Origin of the sequence: Streptomyces sp. 15-116A (genome assembly GCF_025290915.1) — a bacterium.
In the GTDB taxonomy this organism is placed as follows: Bacteria; Actinomycetota; Actinomycetes; order Streptomycetales; family Streptomycetaceae; genus Streptomyces.
In genome coordinates this window covers 1-22039 of record NZ_JAOCQE010000089.1, presented here as the reverse complement: position 1 = coordinate 22039, position 22039 = coordinate 1, and the positions used below count along the sequence as shown (strand labels likewise).

The 22039-nt window shown below is 70.7% G+C and carries 18 protein-coding genes and 1 pseudogene; 18 read left to right on the top strand and 1 reads right to left on the bottom strand.

The genetic code is table 11. The annotated features are described in order from the left end of the window. The first annotated feature begins 217 nt into the window (after positions 1–217). The 10 genes from N4P33_RS16830 to N4P33_RS16785 all read left to right on the top strand — a co-directional run bounded on the left by N4P33_RS16830 (position 218) and on the right by N4P33_RS16785 (position 13056). Positions 218–1996: a histidinol-phosphate aminotransferase family protein gene (locus N4P33_RS16830; protein WP_260827439.1), complete on the top strand. Its 1779-nt coding sequence runs from the start codon at positions 218–220 to the stop codon at positions 1994–1996. Further along, positions 1993–2796, top strand: a complete 804-nt coding sequence (locus N4P33_RS16825) for a phosphatidate cytidylyltransferase (protein ID WP_260827438.1) — start codon at positions 1993–1995, stop codon at positions 2794–2796. The genes N4P33_RS16830 and N4P33_RS16825 overlap by 4 nt, the downstream gene beginning before the upstream one ends. Before the next feature lie 204 nt (positions 2797–3000). Continuing rightward, positions 3001–4356 (top strand): NarK/NasA family nitrate transporter, encoded by a 1356-nt coding sequence (locus N4P33_RS16820; protein WP_260827437.1) that lies wholly within the window; start codon positions 3001–3003, stop codon positions 4354–4356. Positions 4357–4486: 130 nt separating this feature from the next. Then, on the top strand, positions 4487–5641 hold the full coding sequence (locus N4P33_RS16815) for a uroporphyrinogen-III synthase (RefSeq protein WP_260827436.1): 1155 nt from the start codon (positions 4487–4489) through the stop codon (positions 5639–5641). 128 nt (positions 5642–5769) lie between these two features. Further along, positions 5770–6363 carry a CGNR zinc finger domain-containing protein gene (locus tag N4P33_RS16810; protein WP_260827435.1) on the top strand — a complete coding sequence of 198 codons (594 nt, stop codon included), beginning with the start codon at positions 5770–5772 and terminating at the stop codon, positions 6361–6363. A 269-nt stretch (positions 6364–6632) separates the two neighbouring features. After that, on the top strand, positions 6633–7220 hold the full coding sequence (locus N4P33_RS16805; RefSeq protein WP_260827434.1) for a sigma-70 family RNA polymerase sigma factor: 588 nt from the start codon (positions 6633–6635) through the stop codon (positions 7218–7220). 74 nt (positions 7221–7294) lie between these two features. Next, a complete protein-coding gene (locus N4P33_RS16800) occupies positions 7295–8056 on the top strand; it encodes a zf-HC2 domain-containing protein (RefSeq protein WP_313904522.1) in 762 nt (253 codons plus the stop codon). 69 nt (positions 8057–8125) lie between these two features. Beyond that, positions 8126–10423, top strand: a complete 2298-nt coding sequence (locus N4P33_RS16795; RefSeq protein WP_260827432.1) for a UvrD-helicase domain-containing protein — start codon at positions 8126–8128, stop codon at positions 10421–10423. Positions 10424–10814: 391 nt separating this feature from the next. Next, positions 10815–12236 (top strand): NAD-dependent malic enzyme, encoded by a 1422-nt coding sequence (locus tag N4P33_RS16790; protein WP_260827431.1) that lies wholly within the window; start codon positions 10815–10817, stop codon positions 12234–12236. A gap of 538 nt (positions 12237–12774) precedes the next feature. After that, complete coding sequence (locus N4P33_RS16785) at positions 12775–13056, top strand: HU family DNA-binding protein (protein ID WP_260827430.1); 282 nt, start codon at positions 12775–12777, stop codon at positions 13054–13056. A gap of 179 nt (positions 13057–13235) precedes the next feature. On the opposite strand, the gene murA is transcribed toward N4P33_RS16785, so the two are convergent. After that, complete coding sequence (gene murA / locus N4P33_RS16780; RefSeq protein ID WP_260827429.1) at positions 13236–14582, bottom strand: UDP-N-acetylglucosamine 1-carboxyvinyltransferase; 1347 nt, start codon at positions 14580–14582, stop codon at positions 13236–13238. A gap of 252 nt (positions 14583–14834) precedes the next feature. Between murA and N4P33_RS16775 the strand changes: the two genes are divergently transcribed. From N4P33_RS16775 to N4P33_RS16740, 8 genes and pseudogenes are all read left to right on the top strand, one after another. After that, positions 14835–15407 (top strand): YqgE/AlgH family protein, encoded by a 573-nt coding sequence (locus N4P33_RS16775; protein WP_260827428.1) that lies wholly within the window; start codon positions 14835–14837, stop codon positions 15405–15407. Between the two features lie 29 nt (positions 15408–15436). Beyond that, on the top strand, positions 15437–15727 hold the full coding sequence (locus N4P33_RS16770; protein ID WP_260827427.1) for a DUF3039 domain-containing protein: 291 nt from the start codon (positions 15437–15439) through the stop codon (positions 15725–15727). 235 nt (positions 15728–15962) lie between these two features. Beyond that, entirely contained in the window at positions 15963–17255 is a 1293-nt protein-coding gene (locus tag N4P33_RS16765; protein ID WP_260827426.1) for an extracellular solute-binding protein, read from the top strand. Continuing rightward, the gene (locus N4P33_RS16760; protein ID WP_260827425.1) at positions 17252–18217 is read left to right on the top strand and encodes a carbohydrate ABC transporter permease; all 966 of its coding nucleotides are present in this window, start codon (positions 17252–17254) and stop codon (positions 18215–18217) included. The genes N4P33_RS16765 and N4P33_RS16760 overlap by 4 nt, the downstream gene beginning before the upstream one ends. Beyond that, the gene (locus N4P33_RS16755; protein WP_260827424.1) at positions 18214–19053 is read left to right on the top strand and encodes a carbohydrate ABC transporter permease; all 840 of its coding nucleotides are present in this window, start codon (positions 18214–18216) and stop codon (positions 19051–19053) included. Before N4P33_RS16760 ends, N4P33_RS16755 begins: the two co-directional genes overlap by 4 nt. Position 19054: 1 nt before the next feature. Continuing rightward, positions 19055–20689: a beta-N-acetylhexosaminidase gene (locus N4P33_RS16750; protein ID WP_260827423.1), complete on the top strand. Its 1635-nt coding sequence runs from the start codon at positions 19055–19057 to the stop codon at positions 20687–20689. A 249-nt stretch (positions 20690–20938) separates the two neighbouring features. After that, positions 20939–21832 (top strand): xanthine dehydrogenase family protein subunit M, encoded by an 894-nt coding sequence (locus tag N4P33_RS16745; protein ID WP_260827422.1) that lies wholly within the window; start codon positions 20939–20941, stop codon positions 21830–21832. Further along, positions 21829–22039 (top strand): annotated as a pseudogene (locus N4P33_RS16740) ((2Fe-2S)-binding protein); the annotation flags it as partial. The gene N4P33_RS16745 and the pseudogene N4P33_RS16740, both read left to right, overlap by 4 nt.

Sequence of the window (22039 nt, the reverse complement as noted above, 5' to 3'; positions counted from 1 at the left end):
CGCCCCCCAGCCCTACCAGCAGCCCCACCCACCCCAGCAGAACCCCCACTGGCAGCCCCCGCAGCGCTGACGAACTGCCGCGCACCGGTGATCCTGCTTCTCTCGGCCGGGCGCCGCCTGAGTACGCGTACTCAGAGCGCCTGCGTCGCTCGACCCTGACGCCCGGGACCCGTGATCTTCACGATGAGGTGCCTTGCCCGCGTCGAGAGAGGTGCTCATGGGTCGTGCCCTGCAACTGCGCGCTGCCACAGCGGAGGATCGCGAGTGGATCCACGAATTGCGTCACCGGGTGTACGCGGAGGAACTGGGCCAGCACGCGCCGAACCCCGCCGGGCGGCTTCGCGACGGGCTGGACGGTGACAACGTCTACCTGGTCGCGGCACGGGGAGCGGACCGGGTCGGGTTCGTCAGCCTGACCCCGCCCTGGCTGGGGCGGTACGCGCTGGACAAGTACCTGACCCGGGACGAGCTGCCGCTGCTGAACGAGGGCGATGCGTTCGAGGTGCGCATCCTCACCGTCGAGCCGGACCGGCGGGCGAGCGCGGCGGCACCGCTGCTGATGTACGCGGCGCTGCGCTGGATCGCGGCCCGGGGCGGCCGCCGGGTGGTGGCGATGGGGCGCACCGAGCTGCTCGGCATGTACCGGGCCGCCGGCCTGCGCCCGGTCGGCCGGACCGTGCACAGCGGCGCGGTGACGTTCGAGGTGCTGACCGGCGATGTGAGCGAGCTGACGCAGCGGGCGACGGACCGGTACGGCACCGTGCTGGAACGCCTGCGGTCCGCGGTGGACTGGCGGCTGGACGTGGCGTTCGCGCCCCGGCCGGACGGCTGCGAACACGGTGGTGCCTCGTTCTCCGCCCTGGGCACCGACTTCCGCAGCCTGGACCGGCGTCACCGCATCGTCATGGCCGATGTGCTGGACGCCTGGTTCCCGCCCGCCCCGGGGGTGCGAGCGGCGCTCGCGGACGACCCCGCCTGGGCCGCGCGGACCTCGCCGCCGACAGGCGCCGAGGGAATGCTGGCGGAGATCGCCCGGGCCCGGGCGCTGCCGGTGGAGACGCTTGCGGTCGGTGCCGGTTCATCGGACTTGATCTTCAGGGCCTTCGGCCAGTGGCTGACCCCGGAGAGCCGGGTGCTTCTCCTCGACCCGGTCTACGGCGAGTACGCCCACGTCACGGAGCGGGTGATCGGATGCCGGGTGGACCGGTTCCGGTTGCGCCGGGAGGACGGCTGGCGGATCGACCCGGCCGAGCTGTCCGCCGTCGTCGGGTCCGGGCGGTACGACCTCGTCGTGGTCGTCAACCCGAACAACCCGACCGGACGCCACGCGCCTGCCCGGGAGCTGCGCTCGCTGATCGCCGCCGCGCCGGCCCGTACCCGGTGGTGGATCGACGAGGCGTACCTGGGCTATGCCGGCCCGGCCGAGTCGCTCGCCGGCCTCGCGGCGACGGACCGGCGGGTGGTCGTCTGCACCTCGCTGTCGAAGATGTACGCGCTGTCCGGTCTGCGGGCCGCGTACCTGGTGGCCGAGCCGGCCGTCGCGGCGCACCTGCGCCGATGGACACCGCCCTGGCCGGTCAGCCTCCCGGCGCAGCGGGCCGCCGTCGCCGCCCTGCGCGACCCGGAGTACTACCGCGACCGCTGGCTTCGCACCCACGCCCTGCGCAGTCAACTGGCCGCCGACCTGGCCGGATTGGACGAAGCGCTGGTGGTCGAGGAGTCCGTGGCGAACTTCCTGACCGTGACGCTGCCGTCCGGCGGGCCGAGTGCCGCACAGCTGGTGAGCGAGTGCCGTCGCCACGACGTGTACCTGCGCGACCTGTCGCCGTTGTCGCCGCAGTACCAGGGACGCACCGTGCGCATCGCGGTCAGGGACACCGCCGGGAACGCGCGCATCGCCGCCGCGTGCCGCGCCGCCCTGGACGAGCTGAGCCCGGCTTGGCGTCCGCTCGCGTTGACGGCTCAGCCCGTTCCCGCCGCCGGATCCGCTCTGTGATCACCGTGAACACCCTGGCGCCCTATCTGGGTGGGGCGCTGGCGCTGGGAGGCATCGCGGTGGCGGCCTCCCGGCGCCGGGAGCTGATGATCCGGTGGTGCGCCTGGGCGGTCGGCGTGCCCTTGGTCACCGGTGCGTTCTGGCTGGGCAGCCCGGGTGCGGCGGCCGTCGCCGTCGTGGTGGCGGTGATCGCGGTGCTGGAGTACGGAGCGCTGGTGCGGCTGGGCCCGGCGCACCGTGCGGTGCTGGCCGCGGCGGTGACAGGCGTGGTGCTCACCGCATGGTGGGCGCCCGGACAGGTAGGGCGCGTGGTCGCGATCGGGGCGCTCGCGGTGGCCGCCGTACCCCTCGTCGCGGGTGACGCCGACCAGGGCCTGCACCGGCTCGGTGCCGGTCTGCTCGGGCTGGTCTGGCTGAGCCCCCTGGCCGCGCTCGTGCCGCTCGGGGCGAGCGCGCTGGCGCTGTTCGTCGCGGTCTCGGTCGCCGACATCACGGCGTACTTCGCCGGCCGGCGGCTCGGCGGCCCAAGGCTGTCGCCGCTGTCACCGGCCAAGCGGTGGAGCGGCACGCTGGCCGGCGCGGCAGCCGGCCTGGGCGCGCTCGCCGTGCTGTCCGCCCTGAGCTGGCCGATGGCGGTCGCGGTGGCGGTCGGCGGTCCGGCGGGAGACCTTCTCGAATCCATGGTCAAGAGAGGCGCCCGGGCGAAGGACGCCGGCCGCTGGCTGCCCGGCTCCGGCGGACTGCTGGACAGGATCGACTCGCTGCTCATCGCCCTGGCCCTGCTGCTGGTCCTGAGCTGACCCTCGTCGCCCCGGCCGGGCGGATCTCACCGCCCGCCCCCGCCCCGCCGCAGGATTCCTCTCACCCCGCCCCCGCCGGCGGTGAGAGCAACGTTCCCTTGCGGTCACCGGGTGCCACAGACAGGAAACGACACCTCCCTACCTTCGGGATGCGGGATCAGCCCCGAGCGGCATCGTCCGCACCCCGGAGAACGTGGAGGCGTCATGACAGCACCAGGCCGCTGGATCCAGCACTGGGATCCGGAGGACGAGACCTTCTGGAACACCACCGGTGAGAAGGTCGCCCGCCGGAACCTCTACTTCTCCGTGCTGTCCGAGCACATCGGCTTCTCGATCTGGACCCTGTGGTCCGTGCTGGTGCTCTTCATGGGCCCCGAGTACGGGCTGACCCCGGCCGACAAGTTCCTGCTGACCTCGATGGTCACGCTGGTCGGCGCGGTGGTCCGGGTGCCGTACACCTTCGCCGTGGCGATCTTCGGCGGGCGGAACTGGACGATCATCTCGGCCGGACTGCTGCTCGTGCCCACAGTCGCCGCGTTCGCTGTGATGGAGCCGGGCACCTCCTTCTCCACCTTCCTCCTCGTCGGCCTGCTGGCCGGCATCGGCGGCGGCAACTTCGCCTCCTCCATGACCAACATCAACGCCTTCTTCCCGCTGCGGAAGAAGGGCTGGGCGCTCGGCCTGAACGCCGGCGGCGGCAACATCGGCGTCCCCGTCATCCAGATCGCCGCGCTGGCGATCATCGGCGCGAACGGCGGACCGCGGGTGCTGCTCGGCATCTACATCCCGCTGATCGTCGTCGCCGCCGTGCTCGCCGTGCTCTACATGGACAACCTCGCGTCCGTGAAGAACGACACCGGCGCCGCCAAGGACGCGGTGAAGGAGGGGCACACCTGGATCATGTCCTTCCTCTACATCGGCACCTTCGGCTCGTTCATCGGCTACAGCTTCGCCTTCGGGCAGGTGCTGACGACCCAGTTCGGCCGTACGCCGCTGCAGGCCACGTACCTCACCTTCATCGGCCCGCTGATCGGCTCCCTGATCCGGCCCCTCGGCGGCTGGCTCGCCGACCGCTACGGCGGCGCGAAGATCACCCTCTGGAACTACGTGGCGATGGGCGCCGCCACCGCCGTTCTGGTCGGGGCCAGCATGCAGAAGTCGCTGCCGCTGTTCGTGATCGTCTTCGTCATCCTGTTCACGCTCACCGGCATCGGCAACGGGTCGACGTTCAAGATGATCCCCGGCATCTTCCAGAACAAGGCCCTGGCCAAGGGACTCGAGGGCGAGGCGGCCGTGCTGTACGGCCGACGCCTGTCCGGTGCCTCCATGGGCCTCATCGGAGCGGTGGGCGCGCTCGGCGGCGTCGGCATCAACCTGGCCTTCCGCCAGTCCTTCCTCTCCTACGGCTCCGGCACCGGCGCGTTCGTCGCCTTCCTCGCCTATTACGCGGTCTGCTTCGCGGTCACCTGGGCCGTATACCTTCGCCGCCCGCAGGCCCGGACGATCACCACGAGCGCGGCCACCGAGGAAAAGAAGCAGCTCAGCTACGCCGAGGTGTGACGTGACGTGACGTAACACCGGCGACATCAAGCCGAACCGAGCCTGTCACGGATGGTTGACAGGCTCGCTCGGCATGAAGGTGGAGCCGCGCCTTCATGCAGTACGCCGACTCGAGTGCGGGACGAGAGCCATGTACGACGACGAACCACAGCGACCGGAACACGGGCCACTCGCGGGCTTCACCGTGGGTGTGACCGCGGCGCGCCGCGCCGACGAGCTCGGCGCGCTGCTCCAGCGGCGCGGAGCCGCGGTGCTGCACGCCCCGGCCCTGCGCATCGTGCCGCTGGCCGACGACAGTGAACTGCTGGCCGCCACCAAGGAGATCATCCAGCAGGTGCCGGACATCGCGGTCGCCACGACGGCGATCGGCTTCCGGGGCTGGGTGGAGGCCGCCGACGGCTGGGGGCTCGGGGAGGATCTGCTGGCCCGTCTGCGGGGCGTGCGGATCCTGGCGCGCGGTCCGAAGGTGAAGGGCGCGATCCGCGCGGCGGGTCTGACAGAGGAGTGGTCACCCGCTTCGGAGTCCATGGCGGAAGTGCTCGACCGGCTCCTGGAGGAGGGCGTCGAGGGCCTTCGCATCGCGATCCAGCTGCACGGGGAGCCGTTGCCCGGGTTCGTGGAGGCGCTGAAGGCCGGGGGAGCGGAGGTCGTGGGCGTGCCGGTCTACCGCTGGCTGCCGCCGGAGGATCTGGGCCCGGTCGACCGTCTCCTGGACGCGACGGTCGCGCGCACGCTGGACGCGGTGACCTTCACCAGTGCCCCCGCCGCGGCGTCCCTTCTTTCCCGGGCGGAGGAGCGAGGCCTCCTCGACGAGGTGCTCGCCGCCCTCGCCCACGACGTGCTGCCCGCCTGTGTCGGCCCGGTCACCGCGCTGCCGTTGCAGGCCCGCGGCCTCGACACGGTCCAGCCCGAACGCTTCCGTCTGGGCCCCCTCGTCCAGCTCCTCTGCCAGGAACTCCCCGCCCGCGCGCGCTCGTTGCCGGTCGCAGGCCACCAGCTGGAGATCCGCGGCCACGCGGCCCTGGTCGACGGCGACCTGCGCCCCGTACCGCCCGCCGGCATGTCCCTGCTCCGCGCCCTGGCCCGCCGCCCCGGCTGGGTCGTCTCCCGCGCGGACCTCCTGCGCACCCTCCCCGGCGCGGGCCGTGACGAACACGCCGTCGAAACCGCCATGGCCCGCCTCCGCAACGCCCTCGGCACCCCCAAGCTCATCCAGACAGTCGTCAAACGCGGCTACCGCCTGGCCCTGGACCCCCACGCGGAGGCGAAGTACGCCGACGGATGAGCGCGGCGGCCGGAGGGGTTCCGGGCCGGTCGGTGGGCAGGCACTGTAGGGAGAACGGTTTCACCGGGCTTCTCCTCGCATCACCGGCCCCCACGCGACCGGGGTGAACCCTAGGCGGTGACAGGCACATGGCACTGGGTACGGTCACGGCGTCCGACGAGCTGCGGTTCGACACCGGGCGGGTCTGTCTGGACCTTCTCGCGACCACGCACCCCGTGGAGCGGCTGGGCTCCGTGGAGGTGCTGCGGGCCTGGATCACCGGGTCCGGGCTCGTGCCCGCGGACACTCCGCTCACGCACGCCGACCCCTCCTGGCCGGCCGCCTTCCGGGAACTGCGGGGACGAATCGGGCCGTTGGTGCGCGGACGGCCCGCGCCCGGCACCCGCTCCTACGACCTCGCGCTCGCCCGCGTCAACGAGCTCGCCCGCGCCGCCCCGCCCGCCCCGCGCGCGGTACCCGGCGACGACGGTGCCCTGGTCCGGCGGCTCGACGGGCCGCCGGAACTCGCCGCCCTGCTCGCCGCGGTCGCCCGGGACGCCGTGGAACTGCTCACCGATCCGGCGGCCCGCGCCAGCCTCAGACAGTGCGAGGGCGACAACTGCCCCATCGTGTACGTCGACACCTCCCGCGGACGCAGGAGGCGCTGGTGCTCCAGTGAGGTCTGCGGGAACCGCGAGCGCGTGGCCCGCCACCGGCGGCGCGCAGCGCTCACCCGGACCTGAATGGTCTTTATGTCCCTTGCGGATCAGGGTCGTCCGAACATTGCTTCCGTGATATGCGTTACAGCAAGTTTGGTTGCCTTGGGAGACGGGTATTGCCGCCCGCCTTGCCGTCGTGGCGGAAATGTAAAGAGAGAACGGGGGGAATGTGACTCCATGTCCCCCTCGTCACGTCACCCCCGAGAAAACTGTCACCTCGCCTTGAACATCCAACGCCCCCCGCACGTACCGCTTGTCGAGCGACCGACTGGGGGATCCCCCGGACACCGGAGGTGGGCGTGCGCAAGGATGCGGCCGTGGCCAATGAACGTGGATCGAGGGCCCGACATCGCATGTCCTCACAACAGCCCTCGGAACCTGACGAGGAGCTGATGCGTGCGCTGTATCGAGAGCACGCCGGCCCCCTGCTCGCCTATGTGCTGCGGCTGGTCGCCGGAGACCGGCAGCGCGCCGAGGACGTCGTGCAGGAGACGCTCATCCGTGCCTGGAAGAACGCCGGTCAGCTCAATCGGGCGACCGGATCGGTACGCCCCTGGCTGGTGACGGTCGCCCGGCGCATCGTCATCGACGGCCACCGCAGCCGGCAGGCCCGGCCGCAGGAGGTCGATCCGTCGCCGCTGGAGGTCATCCCCGCGGAGGACGAGATCGACAAGGCGCTGTGGCTGATGACGCTGTCGGACGCACTCGACGACCTGACCCCTGCCCACCGGGAGGTCCTCGTCGAGACGTACTTCAAGGGGCGTACCGTCAATGAGGCGGCCCAGACGCTGGGGATACCCAGCGGCACCGTCCGCTCGCGGGTGTTCTACGCCCTGCGTTCGATGAAGCTGGCACTGGAGGAGCGGGGGGTGACGGCGTGATGAGTGTGTACGGGGGCAACCAGGGATTCGGCGCGGGTGGTGCGGGTATGTCTGGACCCATGGAGGGGTCACCGGTGCCGAACGAACACGAGACCGTCGGCGCCTATGCCCTCGGTATCCTCGACGACGCCGAAGCAAGCGCTTTCGAGATGCACCTCGCCGGGTGCGAGTGGTGCGCCCAGCAGCTCGACGAACTCGCCGGCATGGAACCGATGCTGGCCGCGCTCGCGGACCTGCCCGGCGCCGGCACCCCCTCGATCGGCGAGTCGCTGTCCGCCAAGCCCTCACCGCGCGTGGTGGAGAAGCTGGTCGACGAGGTCGCCGAGCGCCGCGCCAAGAAGCGCCGCCGCAACTTCTACATGGTCGCCGCGGCCGGCGCCCTGATCGTCAGCGGCCCGTTCGTGGCCGTCGCCACCAGCAACGGCGGCGACGGAGGCGGGGGCGGCACGGGCACCAACCAGACGCTGTCGGCGAACCCGGCGAAGGAAGCCTTCGACCAGATCCCCGACAAGATCACGGCCACCGATCCGAAGACCAAGGTCTCCGCGACCGTCGCCCTGCAGAAGAAGGACTGGGGCACCGGCACGGTGGTGGAGGTCAAGAACGTCAAGGGCCCCGAGAAGTGCGCGATGATCGCCGTCGGCAAGAACGGCGAGCGCGAGACCGTCACCTCCTGGTCCGTCCCGGAGTGGGGCTACGGCCTGCCCGACGCCAAGTCCGACAAGGCCAAGCAGCCGCTGTACGTCCAGGGCGGCGCATCCTTCGACCCCAACCAGATCGACCACTTCGAGATCGTCACCTTCGACGGGGAGAAGCTGGTCGAGATCGACGCGTAGCCGCCGTAGCTTTGCGAGGCCCCCTTCGCGTACGGTTGACGGCTGCCCAGCACGTCAGAAGGGGGCCCGGTGGCCGCTCAGGCTCAGCAGGAAACCGCGGTCGGCTCGGTTCACGACTCCGTTCGCGACCGCGAGATCCGTGTCGAACAGGAACACCTGGACCGGGTGTACCGGCGCCTCGAGGAGAAGATCCACGAGGCCGAGTTCCTCATGCGCGACGCCGCCCAGCGCGGCCAGGTCGGCACGCCCGGCGCACTCGCCGAGCGCGATGCGCAGGTCTTCCGCGCGGGCGTGCACCTGAACCGGCTGAACAACGAGTTCGAGGACTTCCTCTTCGGCCGCATCGACCTGCTGCTCGGCAAGGACGGCAAGAAGGGTCCCGACGGCGCGTACACCGCCGTCGAGCCCGCCGAGGGCGCCGTCCGCCCCGACAACACCGCCGACATCGCCGAGACCCTGCACATCGGCCGCATCGGCGTCCTCGACGAGGACTACGCCCCGCTGGTCATCGACTGGCGGGCCCCCGCCGCCGCGCCGTTCTACCGCTCCACCCCGGTGGACCCCGGCCGGGTCGTGCGCCGCCGGGTCATCCGCTCCAAGGGCCGCCGGGTCCTCGGCGTCGAGGACGACCTGATGCGCCCCGAGCTGAAGGCGTCCCTCCACGGCGAGGAACTGCCCGTCATCGGCGACGGCGCCCTGATGGCCGCGCTCGGCCAGGCCCGTACGCACACCATGCGGGACATCGTCGCGTCCATCCAGGCCGAGCAGGACCTGGTGATCCGCGCCCCCGCCGCCTCGGTGACGTACGTGGAGGGCGGCCCCGGCACTGGCAAGACCGCCGTCGCCCTGCACCGCGCGGCCTACCTGCTCTACCAGGACCGGCGCCGCTACGCCGGCGGCATCCTGATCGTCTCGCCCACCCCGCTGCTCGTCGCCTACACCGAGGGCGTGCTGCCCTCCCTCGGCGAGGAGGGCCAGGTCGCCATCCGCGCCATCGGCTCCCTCGTCGACGGCGCCGAGGCCACCGTGTACGACTCCCCGTCGGTGGCCCGCGCCAAGGGCTCGTACCGCATGCTCAAGGTGCTGCGGAAGGCCGCCCGCGGAGCCCTGGAGCTGAACGATTCACCAACCCGGCTGCGGGTCGTCGCCTTCGGCCGCCGGCTGGAGCTGGAGGCGGAGGAACTCGACCGGATCCGCCGCACCGCGCTGGGCGGCACCGCGCCCGTGAACCTGCTGCGCCCGCGCGCCCGCAAGCTGCTCCTGGACGCCCTGTGGGAGCGCTCCGGCGCCGGCAACCGGCACACCGACCCGGAACTCGCCGCCGAGCTGCGCTCCTCCTTCGACGAGGACATCACCTCCGAGGACGACTTCATCGCCTTCCTCGACGCCTGGTGGCCCGAGCTGACCCCGGCGGCCGTCCTGGACGCCATGGCCGACGAGCGGCGCCTCGGCCGCTGGGCCCGGCGCATCCTCAACCCCGGCGAGGTCCGCAAGGTCGCCCGCTCGCTGAAGCGCACCGGCCGCTCCGTGCACGACATCGCCCTGCTCGACGAGCTCCAGGCGATCCTCGGCACCCCGGCCCGCCCCCGCAAGAAGCGCGAGATCGACCCGCTGGACCAGCTCACCGGCCTGGAGGAGCTGATGCCGGTGCGCGAGGAGACCCAGCGCGAGCGCGCCGAACGGCTCGCCCAGGAGCGCGTCGAGTACGCCCACGTCATCGTCGACGAGGCGCAGGACCTCACCCCGATGCAGTGGCGCATGGTCGGCCGCCGCGGCCGGCACGCCACGTGGACGATCGTCGGCGACCCGGCGCAGTCCTCCTGGTCCGACCCCGACGAGGCGGCCCAGGCCCGCGACGAGGCCCTCGGCACCCGCCCGCGCCGCCGCTTCCAGCTCACGGTGAACTACCGCAACCCGGCGGAGATCGCCGAGCTGGCGTCCAAGGTGCTCGCCCTCGCCATGCCCGGCTCCGAGTCGCCGCGCGCGGTGCGCTCCACCGGCGTCGAGCCGCGGTTCGGCGTCGTGGAGGACTCGCTGGGCGAGACCGTCCGCGCGGAGGCGGCACGGCTGCTGGAGCGGGTCGACGGCACGGTCGGCGTGGTCGTCGCCATGCAGCGCCGCGAGGAGGCCCGGCGCTGGCTGGACGGGCTCGGCGACCGCGTGGTGGCACTCGGCAGCCTGGAGGCCAAGGGCCTGGAGTACGACGCGACGGTCGTCGTCTCCCCGGCCGAGATCGCCGACGAGTCCCCGGCGGGCCTGCGCGTCCTGTACGTCGCCCTGACCCGGGCCACCCAGCAGCTCACGGTGGTGTCGGGGGAGCGCGACGAGCCGGACGCGGCGGGCGTACCGGACCTGCTGCGGGACTGACCGGACGGCGAACGGGGCCGACCGGAGGACGAACTCCCGTCGGGGGAATGGTCCGGCCGGATCCGTTTGTTAGCCTGGTCGTGACACCGGCTCGATCCAAGCCCCCGGGCCCAACCTTCGTCGCTACGAGCGACCACTTGCCGCGAGGCGAGCATGGCGGGTCGGTGTCATGAACGCCGGGAGAGGCCCACATCACGATTGTGATGTGGGCCTCTTTCGTTGCCTGATCACTTCTCGTATGGTGGAAGTCGTTTTCCGAAACCGGCGCGCGCACCCGCACACGCCTGTGAACAAAACGTCCGCAATCCGAGGCGGCTACCGCGTACTGAGCGGTAGGTGCGACGATCGGACGGCACAAATCGCGACACGGTGAAAGCAGAGGAAGTCGGCCATGGCAACGGCGCCCAGCGTCTCCTACTCGATGACCATCCGGCTGGAGGTGCCCGCGAGCGGAACGGCCGTCTCGCAGCTCACCACGGCCGTGGAGTCCTCCGGAGGCTCGGTGACCGGCCTCGACGTCACCGCGTCCGGCCACGAGAAGCTCCGTATCGACGTCACCATCGCGGCCAGCTCCACCGCGCACGCCGACGAGATCGTCGAGCAGCTGCGCGGCATCGAGGGCGTCACGCTCGGCAAGGTCTCCGACCGTACGTTCCTGATGCACCTCGGCGGCAAGATCGAGATGGCGTCCAAGCACCCCATCCGCAACCGTGACGACCTCTCCATGGTCTACACGCCCGGCGTGGCCCGCGTCTGCATGGCGATCGCCGAGAACCCCGAGGACGCCCGCCGCCTGACCATCAAGCGCAACTCCGTCGCGGTGGTGACGGACGGCTCGGCGGTGCTGGGCCTGGGCAACATCGGCCCCAAGGCCGCGCTGCCGGTCATGGAGGGCAAGGCGGCCCTGTTCAAGCGCTTCGCCGGGATCGACGCCTGGCCGATCTGCCTGGACACCCAGGACACCGACGCGATCGTCGAGATCGTCAAGGCCATCGCCCCCGGGTTCGCCGGCATCAACCTCGAGGACATCTCCGCCCCCCGCTGCTTCGAGATCGAGGCGCGGCTGCGTGAGGCCCTGGACATCCCCGTCTTCCACGACGACCAGCACGGCACCGCCATCGTCGTCCTCGCGGCCCTGACCAACGCGCTGCGCGTCGCCCAGAAGTCCATCGAGAGCATCCGTGTGGTGATGTCCGGCGCCGGTGCGGCCGGCACCGCCATCCTCAAGCTGCTGCTCGCCGCCGGGGTGAAGAACGCGGTCGTCGCCGACATCCACGGCGTGGTGCACGCCGGCCGCGAGGACCTCGTCGACGCCGCCCCCGGCTCGGCGCTGCGCTGGATCGCCGACAACACCAACCCCGAGGGCCTCACCGGCACGCTGAAGGAGGCCGTGCGCGGCGCGGACGTCTTCATCGGCGTCTCCGCCCCGAACGTCCTCGACGGCACGGACGTCGCCGCGATGGCCGAGGGCGCGATCGTGTTCGCGCTCGCGAACCCGGACCCCGAGGTGGACCCGGCAATCGCCCGTCAGACGGCGGCCGTTGTGGCCACCGGGCGCTCGGACTTCCCGAACCAGATCAACAACGTGCTGGTGTTCCCGGGTGTGTTCCGCGGTCTGCTGGACGCGCAGTCCCGCACCGTCAACACGGAGATGATGCTCGCCGCCGCGAAGGCGCTGGCGGACGTCGTCACCGAGGACGAGCTGAACCCGAACTACATCATCCCCAGCGTCTTCAACGACAAGGTCGCGGGCGCGGTCGCCGGAGCGGTGCGCGAGGCCGCGAAGGCGGCGGGGGCCGCCGCTCACGCGTAGGGCGAGCGGGGTTACGTACGCTGTCGGGGAAAGCGGCGTACCAAGGCTGTGAGGAGCACCACGACCGCAGGGAAACCGGCGCGTCGCGGAACCTCCCCGTTCTGGCGGCCCTCTAGGGTGGCGGCGGGTCTGCCGTTCGGATCAGGCCGCAGGACACATGCGGTGCATGTGTCAGCTCCGGCGAGCGGGGTCTGGTGCGTGCAGCTGCAAGGCGGAGGAGGGAGTCGACGCGGAGCGTCGGCGACCGACGACAACGCGGCAGATGTGCGTGCCAGACCCCGCGTCTGCGGGCTGATCCGAACGGGAGGCCCTGGGCTTGCGTGTGACACTCACGAGTGTTCTCGCGACTCCTGCGGGTGCCGGATTGGCTTTCCCGCCGCAGGTGGAGGCAGGATGCCTCCCTGGGCGCGAGGGTTCGACGTCGGACCCGGGTCCGGGGACTCACCGAGGACCCTGGCAGCATCGGCTTGGCCGTGCCCAACATGCGGCCCCGCCGCGTGGCACGCCTCAACGGCAAGAAGAACACGGGAGTAACAACATGAACCGCAGTGAGCTGGTGGCCGCGCTGGCCGACCGCGCCGAGGTGACCCGCAAGGACGCCGACGCCGTGCTGGCCGCGTTCGCCGATGTCGTCGGCGACATCGTCTCCAAGGGCGACGAGAAGGTCACCATCCCTGGCTTTCTGACTTTCGAGCGGACCCACCGTGCTGCTCGTACCGCGCGTAACCCGCAGACCGGTGAGCCGATTCAGATTCCGGCCGGGTACAGCGTGAAGGTTTCGGCCGGGTCGAAGCTGAAGGATGCGGCCAAGGGGAAGTAAGCGCCGTTCAGCTGCAGCGCCGTGGGTGACCGCGGGTTGTCTGTGGCTGGTCGCGCGCACGCGGCGGTAGCCGCAAATTAGGCACTGCCCCGCGCCCCTATCGGGGCGCTGCTGCTGACGCCGATGGGGCGGTCACCCTCTCTGGGATGACCGCCCCATCGGCTTGCTCACGGTGTTGCTCAGCCCAGGGCCTTGCCCGGGAGTTCCACCTTTGCTCCCAGCTCCATGAGTTTCTCCATGAAGTTCTCGTAGCCGCGGTTGATGAGGCCGATGCCGTGGACGCGGGACGTGCCCTGGGCGGCGAGGGCGGCGATGAGGTACGAGAAGCCGCCGCGCAGGTCGGGGATGACCAGGTCGGCGCCCTGGAGGCGGGTCGGGCCCGAGACGACCGCCGAGTGCAGGAAGTTGCGCTGGCCGAAGCGGCAGTCGGAGCCGCCCAGGCACTCGCGGTAGAGCTGGATGTGCGCGCCCATCTGGTTGAGCGCGGAGGTGAAGCCGAGACGCGACTCGTAGACCGTCTCGTGGATGATGGACAGGCCCGTCGCCTGCGTCAGGGCGACCACCAGCGGCTGCTGCCAGTCGGTCTGGAAACCGGGGTGGACGTCCGTCTCCAGCGCGATCGACTTCAACTGGCCGCCGGGGTGCCAGAAGCGGATGCCCTCGTCGTCGATCTCGAAGGCGCCGCCGACCTTCCGATAGGTGTTCAGGAACGTCATCATCGAGCGCTGCTGGGCGCCGTGGACGTAGATGTTGCCCTCGGTCGCCAGCGCCGCGGACGCCCAGGAGGCGGCCTCCAGGCGGTCGGGCAGGGCGCGGTGGGTGTAGCCGCCGAGCTTGTCCACGCCGGTGACGCGGATGGTGCGGTCGGTGTCCATCGCGATGATGGCGCCCATCTTCTGCAGGACGCAGATCAGGTCCTCGATCTCGGGCTCCACCGCCGCGTTGGACAGCTCGGTGACGCCCTCCGCGAGGACCGCCGTGAGCAGCACCTGCTCGGTCGCGCCGACCGACGGGTACGGCAGCCGGATCTTCGTGCCGCGCAGCCGCTGCGGGGCCTCCAGGTACTGGCCGTCCGCCCGCTTCTCGATGGTCGCGCCGAACTGGCGCAGCACGTCGAAGTGGAAGTCGATCGGCCGGCCGCCGATGTCGCAGCCGCCCAGGCCCGGGATGAAGGCGTGGCCGAGGCGGTGCAGCAGCGGACCGCAGAAGAGGATCGGGATGCGGGAGGAACCGGCGTGGGCGTCGATGTCGGCGACGTTCGCGCTCTCCACGGACGTCGGGTCCATCACCAGCTCACCGGGCTCGTCACCCGGACGGACCGTCACCCCGTGCAGCTGCAGCAGGCCTCGTACGACACGGACGTCACGAATGTCCGGAACGTTGCGCAGTCGGCTCGGAGCGCTGCCCAGGAGCGCGGCCACCATGGCCTTCGGTACGAGGTTCTTCGCACCGCGGACACGGATCTCGCCCTCGAGCGGGGTTCCGCCGTGGACAAGCAGTACGTCATCAGCGCCGTTGACGGTCATGAATCTCGCGTTCCGTGGAGTCGGTCGGGGGGCCAGGAGGGAAAGGGTAATCGCCCTCCACCCCCCTTCTGTAAGCCCGAGCGCGGACCAGCCACGTCATGGATCTGTCACAACACGAACCGTCCCGCGGCGTGTGCGGGCGGTCACCGGACGGGGCGTGCGCCGGGAGTGCTTCCGTCCCCCTGAGCTGCGTTCACCCCCGTACCCCCATTGCCTCCCCACGCGCGGGCAAGATGCGGGATCATGTCTGGCATGACCGAGGTGTCCTCGCTCACAGGGCGGCTGCTCGTGGCCACGCCCGCCCTGGCGGACCCGAACTTCGACCGCGCGGTGGTGCTTCTCCTCGACCACGACGAGGAGGGCTCGCTCGGTGTCGTCCTCAACCGTCCGACGCCCGTGGACGTGGGGGACATCCTGGAGGGCTGGGCCGACCTCGCCGGCGAACCCGGCGTCGTCTTCCAGGGCGGACCGGTGTCCCTCGACTCGGCCCTCGGCGTGGCCGTCGTCCCCGGCGACGGGGACACCGAGGCCGCGCCGCTCGGCTGGCGCCGGGTGCACGGCGCGATCGGACTGGTCGACCTGGAGGCCCCGCCCGAGCTGCTCGCCTCCGCCCTCGGATCCCTGCGCATCTTCGCCGGATACGCCGGATGGGGCCCCGGCCAGCTGGAGGAGGAGCTGGTCGACGGCGCCTGGTACGTCGTGGAGTCGGAGCCCGGGGACGTGTCCTCCCCGGCCCCCGAGCGGCTCTGGCGCGAGGTGCTGCGCCGCCAGCGCAACGAACTGGCCATGGTCGCGACGTACCCGGACGACCCTTCGCTCAACTGATCCGTGTGACCTTCAGTACCCTGGCTTGCATGAGCACTCTTGAGCCCGAGCGCGGGACTGGTACGGGGACCCTCGTCGAGCCGACGCCGCAGACCTCCCACGGCGACGGTGACCACGAGCGCTACGCCCATTACGTCCAGAAGGACAAGATCATGGCGAGCGCCCTCGACGGCACGCCCGTCGTGGCGCTGTGCGGCAAGGTGTGGGTGCCCGGCCGCGACCCGAAGAAGTACCCCGTGTGTCCCATGTGCAAGGAGATCTACGACTCCATGGGCGCCGGCGGCGACGACAAGGGCAAGGGCGGCAAGGGCGACAAGTAGCCGCCGAGCCGGTTCGGGCCCGTAGGCCCCCAGGGTGCGTTCTCGCGCGCCCCGGGGGCCTTTGTGCTGCCCGGTGCGCTGTCCGGGCGTTGCAGAGGGTGCGTCGGTCGGTCACAGAGTGGTTGAGACCTTTGGGTCACCCCTTGTGGCGTGGTTCACCCGTCCCTAGCCTCCGATGTGTTGTGCACAGCGAAACCATCGTTGCGCATGTTGCAACGCATTGGAGGAGCACTCCATGAAACTGCCCGTCCGCCTCGTCGTGCTCGCGGCCCTCGTCGCCACCGCCGCCTGCGCGCCCCAGACCTCCGGCGACACCTCCTCCGGCAAGGACGAGAAGTCCGGCACCCTGCGGGTCTGGCTCTTCCAGGAGGTCAACAACAAGCCCAAGGAACAGGTCGTCGACGCCGTCGTCGCCGGCTTCGAGAAGGCGCACGAGGGCACCGACGTCACCGTCGAGTACATCCCCGTCGAGACCCGCGCCCAGCGCATCAAGGCCGCCTTCAACGACCCGAAGTCCGCGCCCGACCTCATCGAGTACGGCAACACCGACACCGCCGGCTATGTGAAGGACGGCGGACTCGCCGACATCAGCAAGGAGTTCGGCGCGTGGGAGGAGGCGAAGGACACCGACCCGACGGCCCGGCAGTCGGTGACGGTGGACGGCAAGGTCTACGGAGCGCCGTACTTCGTGGGCGTGCGGGCGCTGTACTACCGCACGGACGTCTTCAAGGAACTCGGCCTGAAAGTGCCGCGGACGCAGAGCGAGTTGATCGCCACCGCGAAGAAGGTCCGGGCCGAGAAGCCGGGGATGTACGGGATCGCCGTGGGCGGTGCGTACACGTACGGTGCGATGCCGTTCATCTGGGCGCACGGGGGTGAACTGGCCGTCGGGAAGGGGTCCTCGTACACCGCCGCCATCGACAGTCCCGCGGCCCGGAAGGGGATCGAGGCCTACACCTCCCTGTTCGGTGACGACAACTGTCCCGCCGCGAAGTGCGCGGGCATGGGCGGCAACGACACGGTGACCGCGTTCGCCTCCGGCAAGGCGGCCATGGCGATCGGGGGTGACTTCAGCCATGCGGCCGTGGAGGCGGGCAGCGTCAAGGGGAAGTACGCAGTGGTGCCGCTGCCGGGGGTGAGGCCCGGGTCCGTCGCGCCCGCGTTCGCGGGTGGGAACAACCTCGGGGTGCTGAGGTCCACGTCGCATCGGACGCTCGCCGTCGATCTGATGAAGCGGCTCGCTTCGAAGGAGGCGCAGGGGGAGTTGTTCGAGGCGATGGGGTTTCTGCCGACGTTCTCCGATGTGCGGGAGCAGGTGGCTGCGCGGGAGCCGTTCGTTCAGCCGTTCGTCCGGACGCTGGCTGCGGGGACGAAGTTTGTTCCGGTGTCGCCTGCGTGGGGGCAGATCGACTCGTCGTTGGTGTTGCCGACGATGTTCCAGGAGATCGTGAGCGGTAAGAAGGGTGTGGGGGCGGCTGCGGGTGACGCTGCGCGGAAGATGGATGCGGCGTTTGGCTCCGCCGGATGAGCGGGGGTGCGCCTATTGACTCGGGGCTGGTTGAGCGTTCGCGGGTGCGGGTGGTTCGTGGTTTTTCGCGCAGTTCCCCGCGCCCCTGGGGGAGTTCCGGTGCACCCTGGCTTTATCTGGCGCCCGCGCTTGTCGTGCTCGGGGGGCTGCTTGCCTACCCGATCTATCAGCTCGGGCTCATCTCGCTGTTCCACTACACGCAGGCGCAGGTCAGTGGGGGTGAGCCGACCAGCTTTGAAGGGCTGGGGAACTACTCGCGACTCTTCTCCGACTCGCAGTTCTGGCAGGTGCTGTTCGCCACCGTGGTGTTCGCGGCCGCTTGTGTGGTGTGCACGCTCGTCGTCGGGTGTGCGCTGGCCGTGTTGTTGACGCGGGTGCGGGCGTTTCCGCGGCTGGCGTTGATGCTCGCCGCGCTCGGGGCCTGGGCCACTCCTGCCATCACCGGGTCGACCGTGTGGCTGTTTCTCTTCGACGCCGACTTCGGGCCGGTGAACCGGGTGCTCGGGCTCGGGGACCACTCGTGGACGTACGGGAGGTTCAGTGCGTTCCTTCTCGTGCTGCTCGAAGTGGTGTGGTGCTCCTTTCCGTTCGTGATGGTGACCGTGTACGCGGGGATCCGGGCGGTGCCGGCCGAGGTGCTGGAGGCCGCCTCGCTGGACGGGGCCTCGCAGTGGCGGATCTGGCGGTCCGTGCTGGCGCCGATGCTGCGGCCGATCCTCGTGGTGGTCACCATCCAGTCGGTGATCTGGGACTTCAAGGTCTTCACGCAGATCTATGTGATGACAGGCGGCGGCGGTATCGCGGGACAGAACCTGGTGCTGAACGTGTACGCGTACCAGCAGGCGTTCGCGTCCTCGCAGTACAGCCTCGGGGCGGCCATCGGTGTGGTGATGCTGCTGATCCTGCTCGGCGTGACGCTGGTGTATCTGCGGCTGCTGCGCCGCCAGGGGGAGGAACTGTGAATCTTCCGCGTGTGCGACGCCCGTGGCGGCTGGCGGCCGAGGCGTCGGCGCTGCTCGTCGCGGTGGTCGTGGCCTTTCCGCTGTACTGGATGGTGCTCAGCGCCTTCAAACCGGCCGGGGAGATCGAGTCCAGCGAGCCCCGGCCCTGGACACTGGCGCCCACGCTGGACTCGTTCCGGCGGGTGTTCGGGCAGCAGGAATTCGGCCGGTACTTCCTCAACAGTGTCGTCGTCGCGGTGGCCGTGGTGATCGCCTCGGCGCTGATCGCGTTTCTCGCGGCGACCGCCGTGACGCGTTTCCGGTTCCGTATGCGGACCACCTTGCTGATCATGTTTCTGGTGGCCCAGATGGTGCCCGTGGAGGCGCTGACGATCCCGTTGTTCTTCGTGATGCGGGATCTGGGTCAGCTGAACACGCTGTGGTCGCTGATCCTGCCGCACATCGCGTTCTCCCTGCCGTTCGCGATCTGGATGCTGCGGGGGTTCGTGAAGGCCGTGCCTCAGGCGCTGGAGGAGGCCGCCTACATCGACGGGGCGAGCCGTGCGCGTTTTCTCTGGCAGATTCTCTTCCCGCTCGTCCTGCCGGGGTTGGTGGCCACGAGTGTGTTCTCCTTCATCTCCACCTGGAACGACTTCCTGTTCGCCAAGTCCTTCATCATCAGCGACATCTCCCAGTCGACTCTGCCGATGGCCCTGCTGGTGTTCTACAAGCCGGACGAGCCGGACTGGGGCGGGGTCATGGCGGCGTCGACGGTGATGACCATTCCCGTGCTGATCTTCTTCGTACTCGTGCAGCGGCGTCTGGTCTCCGGGCTGGGCGGCGCGGTAAAGGACTGATGTGACCTCACCGACGGAACTGATTCCCGCTCCCCGTACCGTCGTCGCCGGTTCCGGCGAGGTGCGGCTGACGGAACACTCGCAGCTGTACGCCTGCACAGGGACGGAGGGGGTCGGGCGCTGGCTGGGCGGTGTGCTCCGGCAGGCCACCGGGCTGCCGTTGCGGGACGGGCGGGAGCTCGACGACGCCGAGGGGGATGGCATCGGGCTGCGGCTCGACCCCGGGCTCGGCCCCGAGGAGTATCGGCTCGTCAGCGACTTCAGCGGCATCATGATCGACGGAGGCAGCGCGGCCGGAGTCTTCCGGGGTGCCCAGACGCTGCGGCAGCTGCTCGGTCCCGACGCGTACCGCAGGGCGCCGCTGGGGCGCGACCGGGTCTGGGCCGTGCCGCACGTCAGGATCGAGGACGGCCCGCGTTTCGGCTGGCGCGGTCTCATGCTCGATGTGGCGCGGCACTTCATGCCCAAGGACGGAGTGCTGCGCTATCTCGATCTGATGGCCGCCCACCAACTCAATGTCCTCCACTTTCATCTGACGGACGACCAGGGATGGCGTATCGAGATCAAGCGGTACCCGCGGCTGACTGAGGTCGGTTCCTGGCGGGCCCGGACGAAAATCGGGCACCGGGCCTCACCCCTGTGGGACGACCGGCCGCACGGCGGCTACTACACCCAGGACGACATCCGGGAGATCGTCGCCTATGCCGCCGAGCGGCATATCAGCGTCGTCCCCGAGATCGACGTACCGGGCCACTCGCAGGCCGCCATCGCCGCGTATCCGGAACTCGGCAACTCCGATGTCATCGACACCGCCTCCCTGACCGTCTGGGACACCTGGGGGATCAATCCGAACGTACTCGCTCCCACTGACCACACCCTTCGCTTCTACGAGGGGGTGTTCGAGGAAGTGCTGGAGCTGTTCCCCTCGCGGTTCGTCCACGTGGGCGGCGACGAATGTCCCAAGGAGCAGTGGCGCCGGTCGCCGGCCGCGCAGGCCCGTATCAAGGAACGGGGACTGGCCGGCGAGGACGAGCTCCAGTCGTGGTTCATCGGGCATTTCGACGACTGGCTCTCCGCGCGCGGGCGCAGGCTCATCGGCTGGGACGAGATCCTGGAGGGCGGGCTGGCGAAGGGGGCGGCGGTGTCGTCGTGGCGCGGGTACCGGGGCGGGATCGCCGCCGCGCGGGCGGGGCACGACGTGGTGATGTGCCCCGAGCAGCAGGTGTATCTGGACCACCGTCAGGACGCGGGCGCCGACGAGCCGGTGCCGATCGGGTACGTCCGCACGCTGGAGGACGTCTACCGGTTCGAGCCCGTGCCGCCGGAGCTGACGCCCGAGGAGGCCGGGCATGTGCTGGGCACCCAGGCCAATGTGTGGACGGAGGTGATGGAGGACCAGCAGCGCGTGGACTACCAGGTGTTCCCCCGGCTCGCGGCCTTCGCGGAGGTCGCCTGGAGCAGCCTGCCCGCCCCCGCAGAGCGGGACTTCACCGGCTTCGAACGCCGGATGACCGCCCACTACCGGCGTCTCGACGCCCTCGGCGTCGCCTACCGCCCGCCCGCCGGTCCCCTGCCCTGGCAGCGGCGGCCAGGTGTGCTGGGCCGGCCGATCGACGGGGCGCCGCCCCTGCGGTAGCGGACGAGGTCGCACAAGGCCACACACCGAAGAGTACTAATTCGGGCACTTGGTGCACTTCGGTGTTCCGTGCGTGAAATCTGCCCATGTCCGGGATGAGGTGGGCGAACACCTCCTAGCGGACCCCCGTCTTCGGCGCTTGCCAAGATGTGCCAGAGTTGCCACGTCCGCCCTGTCAGCACGTACCGTACGGCAACACAGGTGGGACCAGGCGACACCAGGTGGGGAAGCGGGAAGGGGCAGCCGGCTTTGAGCACGCACGCACCGCAGGCGGCGCAGGCCGTCACGCTGCCCACGACGCTGGACGAGGCCGTGGCGGCGCTCGCCGCCATGCCCGCCGCCGTGCCCGTCGCGGGCGGCACCGACCTCATGGCCGCCGTCAACTCCGGGCAGCTCAGGCCCGCCGCGCTGGTCGGCCTCGGCAAGATCAGCGAGATCCGCGGCTGGCAGTACCTCGACGGCCACGCGCTGCTCGGCGCCGGACTCACCCACGCGCGTATGGGCCGGCCCGACTTCGCCGCCCTCATCCCGGCGCTCGCCGCCTCGGCGCGGGCCGCGGGCCCGCCGCACATCCGCAACGCGGGCACCCTGGGCGGCAACATCGCCTCCGCCGCGCCCACCGGCGACGCCCTGCCGGTGCTGGCCGCCCTGGAGGCCACGCTGATCATCGCGGGCCAGGGCGGGGCCCGCCGCGAGATCCCCGTCTCGCACCTGCTGGCCGGGATGGACATGCTCCGCGCCGGTGAACTCATCGGCTACGTGCGCGTACCGCTGCTGCACGCGCCCCAGGTCTTCCTCAAAGCCACCGGTCGCACCGGCCCCGGCCGCGCGGTCGCGTCCGTCGCCCTGGTCCTCGACCCGGCCCGGCGCGGCGTGCGCTGCGCGGTGGGCGCCATCGCGCCGATGCCGCTCAGGCCCCTGGAGGCCGAGCAGTGGGTCGCCCAGCTGATCGACTGGGACAACAACCGCGCGATCGTGCCGGAGGCGCTCACCGCGTTCGGGGAGTACGTGGCCGCGGCCTGCATCCCCGACGCCGCCCCCGGTGAGGACGGCGTCGTCCCGCCGCTTCCGCCCGCCGTACTGCACCTGCGGCGCACCGTCGCCGCGCTGGCCCGACGAGCACTGGGGAGGGCGCTGTCGTGACCGACGACCAGCACGGAGACCGGCACCAGGAGGGCGCGCCCCGCGGCGGCGGCCGCTGGGACCCGCTGCCCCAGGGCGACTACGACGACGGCGCCACCGCCTTCGTCCAGCTTCCCGAGGGCGGCATCGACGCGCTGCTGGCCTCCACGGACAGCCCGCTCGCCGCGCCCGGCCACGGATACGTGCCGCCGCAGATAACGGTCACCC

Coding starts and splice junctions, on each gene's coding strand:
- N4P33_RS16770 (WP_260827427.1), top strand. CDS start 15,437: ATGAGCACTCTTGAGCCCGAGCGCGGGACTGGTACGGGGACCCTCGTC.
- N4P33_RS16765 (WP_260827426.1), top strand. CDS start 15,963: ATGAAACTGCCCGTCCGCCTCGTCGTGCTCGCGGCCCTCGTCGCCACC.
- murA (WP_260827429.1), bottom strand. CDS start 14,582: ATGACCGTCAACGGCGCTGATGACGTACTGCTTGTCCACGGCGGAACC.
- N4P33_RS16785 (WP_260827430.1), top strand. CDS start 12,775: ATGAACCGCAGTGAGCTGGTGGCCGCGCTGGCCGACCGCGCCGAGGTG.
- N4P33_RS16815 (WP_260827436.1), top strand. CDS start 4,487: ATGTACGACGACGAACCACAGCGACCGGAACACGGGCCACTCGCGGGC.
- N4P33_RS16830 (WP_260827439.1), top strand. CDS start 218: ATGGGTCGTGCCCTGCAACTGCGCGCTGCCACAGCGGAGGATCGCGAG.
- N4P33_RS16810 (WP_260827435.1), top strand. CDS start 5,770: ATGGCACTGGGTACGGTCACGGCGTCCGACGAGCTGCGGTTCGACACC.
- N4P33_RS16775 (WP_260827428.1), top strand. CDS start 14,835: ATGACCGAGGTGTCCTCGCTCACAGGGCGGCTGCTCGTGGCCACGCCC.
- N4P33_RS16790 (WP_260827431.1), top strand. CDS start 10,815: ATGGCAACGGCGCCCAGCGTCTCCTACTCGATGACCATCCGGCTGGAG.
- N4P33_RS16760 (WP_260827425.1), top strand. CDS start 17,252: ATGAGCGGGGGTGCGCCTATTGACTCGGGGCTGGTTGAGCGTTCGCGG.
- N4P33_RS16820 (WP_260827437.1), top strand. CDS start 3,001: ATGACAGCACCAGGCCGCTGGATCCAGCACTGGGATCCGGAGGACGAG.